The sequence below is a fragment of the Roseobacter ponti genome, from assembly GCF_012932215.1.
Lineage (GTDB): Bacteria > Pseudomonadota > Alphaproteobacteria > Rhodobacterales > Rhodobacteraceae > Roseobacter > Roseobacter ponti.
Map to the genome: position 1 here is coordinate 34,092 of NZ_CP048789.1, position 13,635 is coordinate 47,726.

16 protein-coding genes are annotated in these 13,635 nt (G+C 58.8%); 9 read left to right on the forward strand and 7 right to left on the reverse strand.

Going from position 1 to position 13,635, the window contains the following annotated elements; genetic code table 11:
* Positions 1-21 precede the first annotated feature (21 nt).
* Together G3256_RS18825 and G3256_RS18830 are read left to right on the forward strand one after the other, a co-directional pair.
* Positions 22-372 carry a TraR/DksA family transcriptional regulator gene (locus tag G3256_RS18825; RefSeq protein ID WP_169642539.1) on the forward strand — a complete coding sequence of 117 codons (351 nt, stop codon included), beginning with the start codon at positions 22-24 and terminating at the stop codon, positions 370-372.
* A 131-nt stretch (positions 373-503) separates the two neighbouring features.
* A complete protein-coding gene (locus G3256_RS18830; protein WP_169642540.1) occupies positions 504-1,151 on the forward strand; it encodes a hypothetical protein in 648 nt (215 codons plus the stop codon).
* A 15-nt stretch (positions 1,152-1,166) separates the two neighbouring features.
* On the opposite strand, the gene G3256_RS18835 is transcribed toward G3256_RS18830, so the two are convergent.
* From G3256_RS18835 to G3256_RS18850, 4 genes are all read right to left on the reverse strand, one after another.
* On the reverse strand, positions 1,167-1,376 hold the full coding sequence (locus G3256_RS18835) for a hypothetical protein (protein WP_169642541.1): 210 nt from the start codon (positions 1,374-1,376) through the stop codon (positions 1,167-1,169).
* Positions 1,377-1,698: 322 nt separating this feature from the next.
* A complete protein-coding gene (locus G3256_RS18840) occupies positions 1,699-3,174 on the reverse strand; it encodes an ABC transporter substrate-binding protein (RefSeq protein WP_169642542.1) in 1,476 nt (491 codons plus the stop codon).
* Positions 3,175-3,444: 270 nt separating this feature from the next.
* Positions 3,445-4,725, reverse strand: a complete 1,281-nt coding sequence (locus tag G3256_RS18845; RefSeq protein WP_169642543.1) for an acetylornithine deacetylase/succinyl-diaminopimelate desuccinylase family protein — start codon at positions 4,723-4,725, stop codon at positions 3,445-3,447.
* A gap of 72 nt (positions 4,726-4,797) precedes the next feature.
* The gene (locus G3256_RS18850) at positions 4,798-6,054 is read right to left on the reverse strand and encodes an aminotransferase class V-fold PLP-dependent enzyme (RefSeq protein WP_169642544.1); all 1,257 of its coding nucleotides are present in this window, start codon (positions 6,052-6,054) and stop codon (positions 4,798-4,800) included.
* 99 nt (positions 6,055-6,153) lie between these two features.
* On the opposite strand from G3256_RS18850, the gene G3256_RS18855 reads away from it, so the two are divergent.
* From G3256_RS18855 to G3256_RS18870, 4 genes are all read left to right on the forward strand, one after another.
* The gene (locus tag G3256_RS18855) at positions 6,154-6,972 is read left to right on the forward strand and encodes a formate/nitrite transporter family protein (protein WP_169642545.1); all 819 of its coding nucleotides are present in this window, start codon (positions 6,154-6,156) and stop codon (positions 6,970-6,972) included.
* Positions 6,973-7,037: 65 nt separating this feature from the next.
* Positions 7,038-7,226 (forward strand): PLDc N-terminal domain-containing protein, encoded by a 189-nt coding sequence (locus G3256_RS18860; protein ID WP_169642546.1) that lies wholly within the window; start codon positions 7,038-7,040, stop codon positions 7,224-7,226.
* A 1-nt stretch (position 7,227) separates the two neighbouring features.
* Positions 7,228-8,211, forward strand: coding sequence for a YihY/virulence factor BrkB family protein (locus tag G3256_RS18865; RefSeq protein ID WP_169642547.1), 984 nt, complete (start codon positions 7,228-7,230; stop codon positions 8,209-8,211).
* 62 nt (positions 8,212-8,273) lie between these two features.
* Positions 8,274-8,771 (forward strand): Dps family protein, encoded by a 498-nt coding sequence (locus G3256_RS18870; protein ID WP_169642548.1) that lies wholly within the window; start codon positions 8,274-8,276, stop codon positions 8,769-8,771.
* A gap of 82 nt (positions 8,772-8,853) precedes the next feature.
* Here the strand turns inward: G3256_RS18870 and G3256_RS18875 are convergent, their stop codons facing one another.
* Both G3256_RS18875 and G3256_RS18880 read right to left on the reverse strand, forming a co-directional pair.
* Positions 8,854-9,189: a hypothetical protein gene (locus G3256_RS18875; protein WP_169642549.1), complete on the reverse strand. Its 336-nt coding sequence runs from the start codon at positions 9,187-9,189 to the stop codon at positions 8,854-8,856.
* A gap of 138 nt (positions 9,190-9,327) precedes the next feature.
* Entirely contained in the window at positions 9,328-10,137 is an 810-nt protein-coding gene (locus G3256_RS18880) for a response regulator (protein ID WP_169642550.1), read from the reverse strand.
* Between the two features lie 110 nt (positions 10,138-10,247).
* On the opposite strand from G3256_RS18880, the gene G3256_RS18885 reads away from it, so the two are divergent.
* From G3256_RS18885 to G3256_RS18895, 3 genes are read left to right on the forward strand one after another with little or no spacing between them, the layout of a single operon-like run.
* On the forward strand, positions 10,248-10,406 hold the full coding sequence (locus G3256_RS18885; RefSeq protein WP_169642551.1) for a NepR family anti-sigma factor: 159 nt from the start codon (positions 10,248-10,250) through the stop codon (positions 10,404-10,406).
* Positions 10,403-10,960 carry an RNA polymerase sigma factor gene (locus tag G3256_RS18890; protein WP_169642552.1) on the forward strand — a complete coding sequence of 186 codons (558 nt, stop codon included), beginning with the start codon at positions 10,403-10,405 and terminating at the stop codon, positions 10,958-10,960. The genes G3256_RS18885 and G3256_RS18890 overlap by 4 nt, the downstream gene beginning before the upstream one ends.
* 2 nt (positions 10,961-10,962) lie before the next feature.
* Positions 10,963-12,687, forward strand: a complete 1,725-nt coding sequence (locus G3256_RS18895; protein ID WP_169642553.1) for a sensor histidine kinase — start codon at positions 10,963-10,965, stop codon at positions 12,685-12,687.
* Between the two features lie 348 nt (positions 12,688-13,035).
* Here the strand turns inward: G3256_RS18895 and G3256_RS18900 are convergent, their stop codons facing one another.
* Positions 13,036-13,593 carry a cupin domain-containing protein gene (locus G3256_RS18900; RefSeq protein WP_169642554.1) on the reverse strand — a complete coding sequence of 186 codons (558 nt, stop codon included), beginning with the start codon at positions 13,591-13,593 and terminating at the stop codon, positions 13,036-13,038.
* Positions 13,594-13,635: the final 42 nt, after the last annotated feature.

Below are 13,635 nucleotides of genomic sequence, written 5' to 3' on the forward strand. Positions count from 1 at the left end.
GAACCATGCAAGGCTGTCACAATGACTGACGATACAAGCCCTGAAGCCTGTCGTGTTCGTTTCGCCGGGCGCATTGCCGCGGAACTCAACGAGATCGCGGATACGAGCGCGCAGACCGGCAGCGACCGCAAACCGGTGATGCTTGATCAGCAGAGTGTGGGGCGTCTGTCGCGCATGGATGCCCTGCAGGGGCAGGCGATGGCCAAGGCAATGCCGGGCCGCCGGGACGGGCGTGCGCGGGCGCTTCTTGCCGCTCTGGAAAGGCTTGAAACCGGGGAATTCGGCTGGTGCGATGACTGCGGTGAGTTCATCGGATTTCCGCGTCTTGAGCTCGATCCGGCCGTCATGCGCTGCGTCAGTTGTGCCAGGTGATCTGCCATATTCCCGACAATCTGATTAAAATCGGACACAAAGTTACCACGGGTTGCACATGCCGGTGTCTGCACCCTGCCATTTTGAGCGGGCAGAACCATGCACGAAAACAAAAAAGCCCGGAGCAAGGCATGAGCAGCAACCTGAAATTCGGAAGCCCTTCGCAAACGCGGATGGTCCTGCTGGAGACAAGCATCACCCCGCAGCGCTTTGTGCTGTCGGAGCGTCGCGAAAAGTCCCGGTCGCGCCGTAACGCCGAAGCGCTGACCGGCGGGCTGATTGCCCTGCTTTTTGTCTGCGCCTATCTGCAGCTCTTTCTGCCACAGATTTTCCCGGCAGCTTTCGGGGTGTCAGCACCGCTGATGCTCTCAGGATCGGCCGTGGCCGCCGGTCTTGGTCTTTATGCATGGATGACCCGGGGGTATCTGCCCGAATTCGGGATCGATCGGGAAAAGCGGGAGGTCTGGACCTGCATGCTGAACAGCCAGGGGCGTGCCCGGGTGCGTCAGCATTTCGCGACATCGGACGTCAGGAGCATCTATGTGTTCCGCCCGGAAGGGCAGACAGCGGATGCCGCACTCTGTCTCAAAGTCCGCGCAAACCCGCGGCCGATTTACCTCGTGCGCGGGCAGATGGACGAGATCAAAGCCGCTCACGACCAGATCTGCCGCTTTCTGCGCGCCGATCAGGCGATCACCCCGGCAACACCCCGGTTTGCGTCCGCAGCCGCAAAGCCCCGGACAGCACCGTCTGTTTTTGCCTCACCCCGGCGCAGCTGAGCGCCGGAGCGGGTTTCAGACCGGCATATTGTCAAACATTTCGTCGAAAGCATCTGCCCGCAGACTTTCGTTCAGCCGCCGCAGGCGCGGCGGGACTGCAAGGCCCTGCGATCTGAGTGCTGCAATGACCCGGTCGATTCTCGGCTGGAGAACCAGTTGTTCACGATGCGGGGTCTGTTCAAGCAGAGACTGAAGATGAATGGCACGTTCTTCAAGATCGGTCACGGTTAGCTCCCTTATACGCTGTGTATCCTGCCTCGCCGCAGGCTTCACACGTGAAGATGGTGTCAGGTTGTAACATACCCGTGACTGTCACGCATGTGCGTTCTCCGGTCAGGCTGTGTATTTTTGTGGCATCGCCTCAAATTTCATCGCGCTCTGCGCAGCAGCGTTGAACCCGGTCGGAATAACCCGCGGATTTATGCCTGGCCTGAAGTCTCTGAGCGGGACGCAGGATGGGTAGCGGTCATTCTGATCCGGCTGCGTCAGCGAGATACCCGGGCTGACCGCCCGGGCACTCTGTGACGGAGCGCGCCTCACCCGACGGTTATTCTGCCCAGCTTACAGCAGTCAGATCCGTGGCCTGGGTCGGGGCATTGGCCCAGAGGCCCTGCAGACCGGCTTTGGCCACCGAGGTATTGGCAAGCTGGAACAGGTATCCGTTAACGTAATCATCCGCGATGATTTTCTGTGCTTTGGCCATCATTTCGATGCGCATTTCAGGGTCGGTGGTGCTGTTCAGTTTTGCGATCAGCTCCTGAAACTCCGGATTGTCGTACTGGAAATAGTAATCCGGGTTGGCATAGATACCGATGTCCATGGGTTCGGTGTGGCTGACGATGGTCAGGCCGAAATCTTTGCCGCGGAAGACTGATTCGAGCCACTGCGCCCATTCAACATTGGTGATCTTTGCGGTGATGCCGACCTCGGCGAGTTGTGAGGCGATGATCTCGCCACCGCGTCGGGCATAGGAGGGGGGTGGCAGATAAAGCGTCGTCTCGAAGCCGTCTGCAAGGCCCGCTTCGGCCAGCAGGCTTTTCGCCTTTTCGGGATCGTAGGCGGATTGTCCCGTCAGATCCACATAGGCCGGGTTGTGTGGCGCAAAATGGGTGCCGATCGGCGTGCCATAGCCGAACATTGCGCCGTCAATGATCGCCTGGCGGTCAATGGCGTGGGCCACAGCCTGGCGGACGAGCAGATTGTCAAAGGGCGGCATTTTGTTGTTGGTGCTCAGAATAGTTTCACCCTCGGTGGAGCCGACAAGCACCTGAAACCGGGGGTCGGCTTCGAACTGCGGCAGGTTTTCCGGGGCCGGGAAGGCGGAGAAGAAATCCACGTCACCGGCCATTACAGCGGCAAAAGCGGCGGTGGGATCAGAGATGAATTTGAACGTCGCAGTTTCCAGCACGGCGGGCGTGCCCCAGTAATCGTCGTTGCGCACCAGTTCAATCCGGTCTGACTGCGCCCATTGCACAAACTTAAAGGCACCCGTGCCCACGGGCATCTGTTTGATATTACCGATGGTTTCGGGGGCCACGATTACAGCATCACCCCAGGCAAGATTGAAGAGCAGATTGCCGTTGGGCTCAGAAAGGGTGATGCGCAGGGTCAGCGGGTTGACGACCTCAACCGCGCTGATGGCCTCGTAAAGTGCTTTTTGCGCATTCGCGCTGTCTTCGGCCAGGATCCGGTCGAGCGTGAATTTCACGTCTTCGGCGTCCATGGCTGTGCCGTCATGGAAAGTGACACCGTCCTGAAGCGTAAAGGTATAGCTCAGCCCGTCATCGGAGATTTCCCAGGACTTTGCCAGACCGGGAACCACCGAGCCGTCGGCCATAAACCGGGTAAGCCCCTCGAAAACGTTGGAGTAGAGCACGGAATCGATGGCACCCGCCGCAGCGGAGGTCGGGTCGAGATGCGGCGGTTCCAGCTGCAATGCCACGGTGATGTCGGTCTGCGCCGTGGCACTGACGGCGGTGGCGGCCAGCGCCATGGCCAGAAGGCTGCTTTTGATGGACTGCATGACGGTTCCTTAATCTGTTCACCGCGGGGCTGCGGCACCCTGTCAGCGTTAAGTGTCACAACAAACATGACGGCATTCAAGAGCCCCTTTGCCCGCATTGTGCAGGACCGGGCGTCATTTGAGCAGCTTTGCGGTCTGCCTGCGGCGCCACGCGGGCCGACCAGTGCCTGCCGGAGACCATCCTGCAAACTGGCCGTCGTGGCGGCCAGCAGGGTCCGTTCAGGCGGGTCAGGCGGAACATTCGTGCGCGGACGTGGCGCAGGGGTGCCGTCAGGCCGCGCCGGTCAGCAGAGTTTCCAGCGTGCGCCCCATGACCTTTGCGCTGTCGAGCATATCATCGATGCCGACGTATTCATCCGGTTTATGCGCAAGCTCAAGGATCCCCGGGCCATAGGCAATGCAGTTTTTCAGCCTGCCGATGCGGTCAATGTGTTTCTGGTCATAGGTTCCGGGAGAGGCGACATAGTCAGGCTTTTTGCCCATGATATCTTCAATCGCCCGGGCCACCGTCTGTACCACAGGGGCCGAACGGTCCGTCATGCTGGGCAGCACCGCGTTCAGTTCTGTCAGGGTGTAGTCGAAATCTGCCCGCGTTTCTTTCAGCCCCTCCAGCAGGGCGGTGACCTCGGCGCGCACCTGATCCAGCGGTTCCTCTGCCAGAAAGCGGCGATCGATCACGATCCGGCAGCTGTCGGGTACGCAGTGCGCGGGCAGGCCTGAGAAACCGGGTTCCGGCTCGGGCTCGCCACCGTGCACCGAGTTGATGTTCATGGTGGACTGGCGCGCGCCCTCGGGCACCACGGGCATCTCAGTCCGGCGCGCGGCCATGGCAGGAAAAAGCGTCTCTTCAAAGGCGGACAGCACCGCCCCCATATGACGGACAGCGCAATCGCCCAGAAAAGGCATTGAGCCATGTGCAATCTCGCCTTTGGTTTCGATCTGCGCCCACCAGCCACCGCGATGGCCCAGACAGATGCGGTCTTTGTTCAGCGGCTCGGGAATAATCACATGCTGCACACGGTCCGGGCTGAAATAACCCCGTTCCGCAAGATAAGCGACACCGCCATAGCCACCGGATTCCTCATCTGCCGTGCCTGAGATCTCAATGTGGCCGCTGTACTCCGGATGTGTCTCTGTAAAGGCTTCTGCGGCAATAACAGAAGCTGCGAGACCACCTTTCATATCGCAGGCGCCGCGTCCGTAGATCCTGCCATTGCTCACGGTGCCGGCGAAGGGATCGAAGCTCCAGCCCCTTCCCGTTTCGACCACATCCGTGTGACTGTTGAAATGCACGCAGTCGCCACCGTGCGGTCCGGAATGGCGGGCGATGATGTTCCAGCGCGGATAGCGGTCGCTGTCACCGGGCGTGCCGGTCGCGCGGATCAGTTCAGTGCTGAAACCGCGCGCGCTCAGACGGCGGTCGAGGTATTCGCAGATTGCCCGGTAGTCCCGTCCCGGCGGATTGAGTGTGGGAATGCGGATCAGATCCTGAGTGAGCGCGATCAGATCGTCGCGGCGGGCCTCAAAGAGAGCAGAAAGCGGTGACGTCATGTGATCAGTCTTGGACGTGTCAGCCGGAATGGCAAGAGGCGCTGTATCCTGCGGACCTGCAACCTGAAGAGATCAGGGGGCGGCGATTTCTTTCATCGCGGCGAGGAGAGCAGACACCTCAGCAGATGTGTTATAATGACACAGCGACACGCGTACGGCGGCTTCAAGCCCGAGGGGCGTCAGGATATTGCCCGAATAGTGGTCTGCCCTGCGGATATGGGTGCGAATGCCGGCTTCGTTCAGGCGGCTCACGATCCTGTCCGCCGGCACATGGTCAAGCGCGAAGCAGACAAGCCCCTCGCGGCCGGGATTATCCGGACCACCAAGGATCATAATGCCCGGGAGTTCAGCCAGACCAGGCAGATTGCCTGTGCCATGCAGCATAATGTCGGTCAGTGATTTTTCATGCGCATGGATGGCGGCCCCTGCCGCCTCGATACGGGCGCGGGGCTCTGTACCGGAGCTGTGCTGAGCGCCCAGCCAGTCGAAATAGGCCACGACATCCGAAAAAGTCGCATAGGCACCGGTATCACGGGTGCCCATTTCCCAGCTGGCGCGGGGTCCGTCGATAAGCTGCTCCAGCGGCAGGGCGGTCAGCCGGTCAGATACCCATGCAACACCGTATCCATGGCGCGAAAAGACTTTGTAAGGGGACACAACATAGCCGTCGATGTCGCAGGCAGCGATATCAATCCGGCCGTGGCTTGCATGCTGAATGCCGTCGACGATGATAAAAGCCCCGGGGCTGATTGCACGGATCGCGGCGGCGATGGAGGCGACGTCATTGGCGATTCCGGTGACCGGGGAGGTGTGCAGAATTGTCGCAACACGGACGTCAGGTGACATATATTCTGCATAGGCCTCAGCGGTCACAGCGCCGGTCGCATCATCATGCGGCACGGAGATATAAGGCTTGCCCGCGATGCCGGCCCAGTGACGTGCAGCTGAACGGGAGGCCGGATGTTCAACTGTGGAGCCGATGACTTTTCCGCCTTTTTCAGCGCCTGTAACGGCGGTGCGGGTCAGCCGGAACGTCAGCTCTGTGCCACTTTCCCCAACAAAAAACTGGCCGCCATCTGCATTAAAAAACGTTTGCATATCAGCTTTTGCGCGGTTGATGATGTCACCGAGGGCCGCAGCCGCAGGGTTGTCGCGCCCCTGGTTGTCCGGGATCGCGGCAAAGGTCGCAGAGGTTTCCACGGCCGACTTCAGCGTCAGTGCGCCACCGGCGTTTTCAAAAAAGATGCGCGGGCCCTGGAACGGACAGCTGTCCACATGCGCAAACCGGTTGCGGATTTCGGTCATCAGTTCTGGCGGGAATGCAGTCATCGGTATGTCCTGGTTTATATATCCGGCGGAACCCATTCACCAGGCAGGGCGTTGGAAGTCAAGATGTGCCGGACGGACCGGTATCGACAAGGAGATCCGATGAGCCCGGCTGAAGAGAAGAGAAAAGAAGAGGAATCGGTCAACGAGGCCGCGGCGCTGGCGCCGAAACTCATCTATGAAGTTATCCGTCGCGAAGGCGACGAAGAAATGGCGCGCCCCAAGCGGTCTCTGGTCTGGTCCGGCATTGCGGCCGGCGTCATGATCAGCCTGTCGGTGCTGGGTGAGGCGATTTTCCGGACATATCTGCCGGATACAGGTGGCCGCTATCTCATTGAAAATGTAGGATACTCACTGGGCTTTCTCGCGGTCATCATGGGCCGGATGCAGCTTTTCACGGAAAATACGATCACCACCGTTCTGCCTGTGATGGTCGAACGGACATGGAGTATTGTGTTCAGAATGCTGCGGCTGTGGTGCATCGTACTGGGCGCCAATGTCATCGGGGCCTTTGCGGCGGCGGCTCTGATCGTCTTTACGCCTGCCATTGCGCCGGAAGTCCTGAGTTCAGTCATTGATCTGTCACATCATGCAACGGGCATGGGGGCGTCCACAGGGTTCTGGCGTGCCATCCCGGCGGGCGTGATCGTTGCCCTGATCGTCTGGATGCTGCCTCAGGCGGATTCGGCCAAGTTCTTTCTCATCCTGACTTTCACCTGGCTGATCGCTGCAGGAGACTTTACTCATATCGTAGCGGGCTCTGTAGAAATGGCTGCCTTGATCCTGCTGGGGGATCTGAACGCTTACGGCGCGGTTTTCGGTTTCTTTCTGCCGGTGCTGGCAGGCAATATAATCGGCGGCACGGTCATTTTTGCCTTGATGGCATGGGGCCAGGTGAGGGATGAATTACCGGACCCCTGATCCGGCTCAGGAACCCGGCACAGCACGACAACGTTAATCCATCAGATGCTTTCAGGAGAATGAAAATGGAATATGCAGGTTTTGGCGGATTTATCCTTCTGGTCCTGAACATATGGGCCATCGTGTCCGTGATCGGCTCGCGGGCCTCGACCGGAGGCAAGGTGATCTGGGTCCTTCTGATCATAGTGCTGCCGCTTGTCGGCTTTATAATCTGGTTCTTTGCGGGGCCGCGTGCGGCCTCAGCGACCGTATGACATGATTGCTCCGCTGCGCTACCCTGTCAGGACGTATCGCGCAGCGGCCGCCGCTGTCTTCGCCAATATGGCGAAAAACAACCTCGCGCTGATTTCGGCCGGGGTTGCATTTTTCTCGATGCTCTCGATTTTTCCGGCCCTTGCGGCGCTCATCGCCGTGCTCAGTCTGATTGCGGACCCTGCTGTGGTTATCACACAGCTTGAAGAGGTGCGCGGGCTGATGCCTGACGAGGTGTATCAGATCCTCAACAGGCAGATTGTGGGTCTGGTAAGCACCAGTTCGGACACTCTTGGCTGGGCGGGTGGTGTGTCCGTGGCTGTCGCGCTCTGGTCTGCGCGCGCCGGCGTGGGCGCGATCATGCAGGGTCTCAATACCGTTTACGCCACCGAAGGACGGGCGACCTGGCGCCATTACGTGCGGGCCCTGATGCTCACCGTGAGCCTTGTCAGCGTTGCAATCATTGCTCTGGTCAGCCTTGTCGTGGCACCGATTGTGCTGAGCTTTCTGCAGGTCGGGACACTTACCGTCATCGCGGCGGAAATCCTGCGCTGGGGCATCGCCATCGCGGTGATCTTTGCGGGGATCGGCATGGTCTACCGGTACGGTCCGAACCGCAGCGGCATCAGCATCGGCTGGGTAACGCCCGGGGCTGTCTTTTCGGTCACCTCATGGGCAGCTGTCTCGGTGGCGTTCTCCTTTTATGTCTCGCATTTTGGCAATTATAATGAGGTCTACGGATCCATCGGTGCCGTGATCGCCATGCTGGTCTGGCTCTGGATCAGCACATTTTTGGTGCTGATCGGGGCCTCTCTGAATGCAGAGCTGGAAAAACGCGCCACGCCCGGACGCATTGCTTTGCGCCGCTCTCGCCGGCGCAGATCAGGTGAGCGGCCGGACAGTACGACGGCCGTTGCAGCTGTTTCGCCCGGTGCCGGCAGGGGCGAAATTCCCGATCTTACGAAAAATCCGCGCATCTCCGGCTGATTTCGGAACTCCGGGTCACCAACTGCGTTTGTCCGCTAACCACGGATGAAAAGGAGACAGATATGACAAGCGCATTGAATGTAGTGCCCGAAAAGAGCGACGTGAGCACCGGCGTCGGAGATACAGAAGCGATGGCGCGCGGTCTGGAGAATATGCTGGCGGATACATACCGGCTGATTTTCAAAACGCACGCCATTCACTGGAACGTGGAAGGGCCGATGTTTTTCTCGGTGCATAACCTGACCGAAGAACAGTACAGCGAAATGTTTGAGGCAGCCGATGTGATCGCCGAACGGATCCGCGCGCTGGGTGAATTGGCGCCGGCTTCGCTGCAGTCAATTGTCGCCAATTCTGTTGTACAGGATAAGGAAGATCCGCAATCTGCCGGCGAGATGTGCGAGGATCTGGCAGCGGATCACGAGCGTGTGGCGCACCGGATGCATGCTGTGATTAAGGTTGCAGGCGGGCATGGCGACCCGGTAACCGAAGATCTTGCAGTAGCCCGCGCCACTTTCCACGAAAAGGCGGCATGGATGCTGCGATCAATCTCGAAAAGCTGATCAGCTTCGAGCCTGGCGGAAAATGCCGCACACTCAAAAACGCACGCCCCGCCGGAAACGGCGGGGTTTTTACGTTGTTCAGTCAGACACGTCGGCACATATCCGGTGTCTGAAGAGCGTAAATAACCCAGTGATCCCGCATCAGTGTGCGTTCTGACAGGCAGGCGGTATCGCCCGGTGAAAGGGTCAGCAGAACATCGCGGGTGTGGACCTTATGCGTGCGGTGCCCCAGGTCGACGGTCACCATCCGGTCGCTCAGATCTTCGCCAGGTACCTGCATCACGGCGACCACCTGAACCTTGCGGAATTCAAGCTTGTGCGCCGGCACGGTGACGACTGCCGGGATCAGCATTGCAACCGTCCCGATCACTGCGATCCGGAAAACCCGTCTGATGTACCGTGCCACGCGATTTGCCATATGCTTTTTCCGATGCCTGCCGATGCAGTCTCTGCGGTGAAAGTTAATATTCTGATTACGTGGTTAACCTGGCAGAATTGTGGAAAAAAAATGCGGCCCGCCGGGGAGCCGCATTTTTCACCGGTATCAGCGCCTTTCTCAGGCGCGAAGGGTCTCTGTCGATGAAAAGAACATGGCCTGGCTGACAGCCGAGATCACCTGTTCCTCGGTATAAGGCTTGGAGATCAGGAATGCCGGTTCGTGCTTTTCGCCGGTCAGCAGGCGCTCGGGGAAGGCGGTGATGAAGATCACCGGGCGATCACCCAGACGTCCGATCAGGTCATTGATGGCATCGATGCCGGAGGAATTATCTGCCAGCTGGATATCCGCGAGGATCATATCGGGCACATCTGCGGTGCCGATCTCATTGGCTTCGGCGCGTGTTCTGGCCACGCCGGTCACGCGATGGCCCATGTCGGTCACGATGCTTTCCAGATCCATTGCAATGATCGCTTCGTCCTCGATGATCATTACCGACCCGGAAACAGCATCCGCCATTTCGCGCCGTGCAATTTTTACAAGCTCTTCGGCTTCGTCCTGCGTGATGCCGATAATTTCTGCTACCTCACCGAAGTTGAAACCCTCGATGGTGTGCAGCAACAGGGCTTCACGGCTGTTATCGGTTAGACGTGACATATGTTTCTGGGCCTGCGCACGCAGACCGCTTTCTTCCATGTCGACCGGCGCACCGGCTGAAGACCAGATCCGGTACAGCACCCGGAACACGCCGGTTTTCACACTGACCCCGTCCAGAACCGAACGGTCCGCAAGAATTGCCTCGAGCGACGCTGCGGCAAAGCGATCCCCTGAATCCTGACTGCCCGTCATTGCACGCGCAAAGCGGCGCAGATAGGGTAGTGCTTCGCCAAGCTGGTCGCTGATGTCGGTGGATGCTGAAGCATCTGTCATGCCGGTCGTCCTTTTTTTTCAGTATTTTCGGAACCAAACGCACAGACAGGCGTTTGGTTCCGACCCCGCGAGAGATTCTTACCAGAATTGTTTGGAGCACAAGCAGATTTATGACGCAGGCAGATTCAGACCCGAAGCGTGAAAGCGTGATTGATGAGAACCTTAAACGGGTCTACAAAGAAGCGCTTGAAGAAGGCGTACCGGACCGGTTTCGCGATCTGCTGGCCGAGCTTAAAAAGCAGGACAGCCCGAAAGGTTCCGACAAATGAGTTCTGAAGATCCGCGGGACGAACTTGTAGAGCATCTGCCTGCCATGCGCGCTTTTGCAATCAGCCTGACCCGCAACGGGGCCACGGCGGATGACATGGTGCAGGACACGCTTGTCAAAGCATGGACAAATATAGATAAATTTCAGGCCGGTACGAATATGCGGGCCTGGCTTTTCACCATTCTGCGCAACACTTACTACTCATCCCGCCGCAAGACCCGGCGTGAGGTCGCGGATATCGATGGGGTGCACACCGAGGCGCTGGCGGAAAAGCCTGCGCATGACGGGCGCCTCGCGATGAAGGATTTCCGTGATGCTTTTGCCCTGCTGACCGATGAACAGCGCGAAGCACTGCTTCTGGTGGGCGCATCGGGCTTTTCTTATGAGGAAGCGGCCGGGATGTGCGGGGTGGCTGTCGGGACAATCAAAAGCCGTACAAACCGCGCGCGGCAGAGACTTGCCGAGCTGATGCAGCTGGATGACGACGAAAAACTCGAGCTGACGGACGATGCGACCATGTCTGTTATCTCAGCGTCGAAAGCCGCTTCTTTCTGAAGATGACCGGCGGGTTTCTCGATGGCGATATTTTTCGCGGGCTTGCCTTTCGCATCCTCGTGTTTCTGTCGCTGGCGCTGCTTCCCTTCGGGCTGATCTCGGTCGTGCAGACGCGTGAGCTTGCAGAGCAGGCTGTGCGAAACGCCGAAACCTCGCTCATCGGTCTGACGGAACGCGCGGCCGGTGCGGAACGCACGATCATCCAGGAAGCTTTTGGTTCCGCAGACGCGATCAGTTCTTTTGCCCGGGCTTTTATTGCGGAGCCTGAGGTCTGCAGCGATTTCCTGGCGCGGTATATTGAGACTGAAGACCGCTACTCCCAGATCGGCTTTGTCGGTACCGACGGGGTGATGAGCTGCACCTCTGCGGGGGGCGTGCATGACTATTCCGACGATCCGGCGTTCCAGCAGGTGCTTTTGAATCCCCGCCGCACCGTGCGCTTTATCCGGGAACCTGCAATCAGCGGTAAGCCGGTACTGCTGGTTTTGCGGCCCGTGTTTGAGGGCGATATCCTCCTGGGGTTTATGACGATGTCGATCCCCCGGGCGGCTGTGGACAATATCGTGCGCCCCGAACCGGAACGGCTGCCATTCGGTGTCATCGTTTTCAACCAGGGCGGTGAGGTGGTTCTTTCATCTCCCGGCGATTTCGATGCAGAGCTGAACCAGCCCTTAAACCGCAGCCTGACCGCGCTGATCGGTGAAAAGCCGTCAGTTTTCACTGACGAGAACAACGCCGGAGAGACCCGTGTTTATTCGGTCGTGTCCATCGTGCCTGACGTGGCCTATTCCATGGCCGTCTGGCGCAGTGACGATCTGATTGCCAGCACGGACCGCACCGGCCGGCTGAGCCTTTTTCTGCCCGTGATGATGTGGCTCGCCAGCCTTGTGGTTGCCTTCTGGTCGATCAACCGCCTCGCAATCCGGCATATCCGCAAGCTGAGCCGGCAGATGCGGCTTTTTGCCTATAACCGGCGCATGCCGCGCAACACGCTGGGTCATGGCGTGCCCCGCGAACTGCAGGAAATTCAGCAGTCCTTTGTGAACATGGCCGGATCGATCATCCGGGACGAAGCATCGCTGGAAGACAATATCCGTGACAAGAACATCCTGCTTAAAGAAGTGCATCACCGGGTTAAGAATAACCTGCAGCTTATATCGTCGATCATGAACATGCAGATCCGGCGCGCCCGGACCGAAGACGCGCGGTTCGTGCTTAAACGGCTGCAGGACCGTATTCTGAGTCTCGCAACCGTGCACAAGAACCTGTACCAGAGCGAGCGGCTGGACCGGGTCGACGCCGGCGCCCTGATCAAAGAGATCGTGCAGCAGCTGCTGGTCGTGGGCCTGCCTGCGGGTTCAGGCATTAAAGTGAACCAGCACTATGACCAGATCATGCTGGACGCCGATGATGCAGCACCCCTGACCCTGACAGTGTCCGAGGCCGTGACAAATGCGATGAAATATATCAACGAGCCGGGGCAGGGCGGCACGCCGCAGCTCGATATTACCTTTGCGATGAGTGGCGATGATGCTGCCGTCTTTACCATCAGCAACACCACGCCTCCGGATTCCGGGACCAAGGGCACGGGCCTTGGTTCGCAGCTGATCAACGCTTTCGCGCGGCAGCTTAACGGGGGCGTCGAAGTGTTCCACGAGGATGGTCTGCACAGGCTGGTGCTGACCTTTCCGCTCAGCCAGCGCGACCTGAAAATCCACGACTACTGACGGGCATTCATTAATTCTCAGGACCTTTGGAACCATACTGCATCAGGCTGCGTTAGTAGCCTGAACCAAGGAAAGGAGCCTGAGCATGTCCACAGACCTGTTTATATTCGGGCTTTCCATTCTGACCGTGGTTGCACTGCTGGTGCTCGTGGCGACAAGCCGCGACAGTTCAGGGCATAAAGATGAAAACCAAGACCGCGGCTGAGCGCGGCACCCAGACTGGGACCATTTGAGGTCATACCCGCTGCAGGACGCGCTACCCTGCCGCTGGCCGCATCAGCGATGCGGGGGAAGCTGGTGAAATTACGAACCCGGTCGCGATATCAGCGGCCGGGTTTGATGGCGTTTTCAGAAACTCGGTGGCGTACAGGCACTGATAATCTCGCAGGGCTCAGTGCCGGTATTGCGGAACCGGTGCGGCAGACGGCTGTTGAAAAGATACCCGTCGCCCGGCCCGAGCGTGCTGATTTCTTCATCCACGGTGATTTCGATCTGACCGCGCACAACCACGCCTGCTTCTTCGGCATCATGGCTGAGAAATTCCGGGCCGGTATCTGCCCCCGGTTCATAGCGTTCGTGCAGGAGCTGCAACGCGTTCTCATGTGCACCGCCCAGCATTCTCAGGGACAAAAGCTGTGCATCATCATCTGTGGGTGCGATTTCGGTAAATTCGCCCGCCTTATAGAAGTACTTGCTCTGTCCCTGGTCTTCGATCGTGGCAAAGAATTCAGCCATCGATATGGGAATCGCATCAAGGAGACTTTTGAGCGAGGCAACCGACGGGCTGGTCCGGTTTTTCTCAATCAGGGAGATTGTGCCGTTTGTCAGGCCGGCGCGGGCGGCAAGTTCCCGCTGAGACAGGCCACGCTGCTTGCGGATTGCCCTTAATCTGTGGCCGATGTCCAACGATGCTTTCCCCTGCGCTGCCGTGCGTATGCATTGCTTTTA

What these genes read in the sequence shown, in the direction of transcription:
- G3256_RS18825 (WP_169642539.1), top strand. Translation starts at nt 22, where the DNA reads ATGACTGACGATACAAGCCCTGAAGCCTGTCGTGTTCGTTTCGCCGGG.
- G3256_RS18830 (WP_169642540.1), top strand. Translation starts at nt 504, where the DNA reads ATGAGCAGCAACCTGAAATTCGGAAGCCCTTCGCAAACGCGGATGGTC.
- G3256_RS18840 (WP_169642542.1), bottom strand. Translation starts at nt 3,174, where the DNA reads ATGCAGTCCATCAAAAGCAGCCTTCTGGCCATGGCGCTGGCCGCCACC.
- G3256_RS18845 (WP_169642543.1), bottom strand. Translation starts at nt 4,725, where the DNA reads ATGACGTCACCGCTTTCTGCTCTCTTTGAGGCCCGCCGCGACGATCTG.
- G3256_RS18850 (WP_169642544.1), bottom strand. Translation starts at nt 6,054, where the DNA reads ATGACTGCATTCCCGCCAGAACTGATGACCGAAATCCGCAACCGGTTT.
- G3256_RS18855 (WP_169642545.1), top strand. Translation starts at nt 6,154, where the DNA reads ATGAGCCCGGCTGAAGAGAAGAGAAAAGAAGAGGAATCGGTCAACGAG.
- G3256_RS18860 (WP_169642546.1), top strand. Translation starts at nt 7,038, where the DNA reads ATGGAATATGCAGGTTTTGGCGGATTTATCCTTCTGGTCCTGAACATA.
- G3256_RS18865 (WP_169642547.1), top strand. Translation starts at nt 7,228, where the DNA reads ATGATTGCTCCGCTGCGCTACCCTGTCAGGACGTATCGCGCAGCGGCC.
- G3256_RS18870 (WP_169642548.1), top strand. Translation starts at nt 8,274, where the DNA reads ATGACAAGCGCATTGAATGTAGTGCCCGAAAAGAGCGACGTGAGCACC.
- G3256_RS18875 (WP_169642549.1), bottom strand. Translation starts at nt 9,189, where the DNA reads ATGGCAAATCGCGTGGCACGGTACATCAGACGGGTTTTCCGGATCGCA.
- G3256_RS18880 (WP_169642550.1), bottom strand. Translation starts at nt 10,137, where the DNA reads ATGACAGATGCTTCAGCATCCACCGACATCAGCGACCAGCTTGGCGAA.
- G3256_RS18885 (WP_169642551.1), top strand. Translation starts at nt 10,248, where the DNA reads ATGACGCAGGCAGATTCAGACCCGAAGCGTGAAAGCGTGATTGATGAG.
- G3256_RS18890 (WP_169642552.1), top strand. Translation starts at nt 10,403, where the DNA reads ATGAGTTCTGAAGATCCGCGGGACGAACTTGTAGAGCATCTGCCTGCC.
- G3256_RS18895 (WP_169642553.1), top strand. Translation starts at nt 10,963, where the DNA reads ATGACCGGCGGGTTTCTCGATGGCGATATTTTTCGCGGGCTTGCCTTT.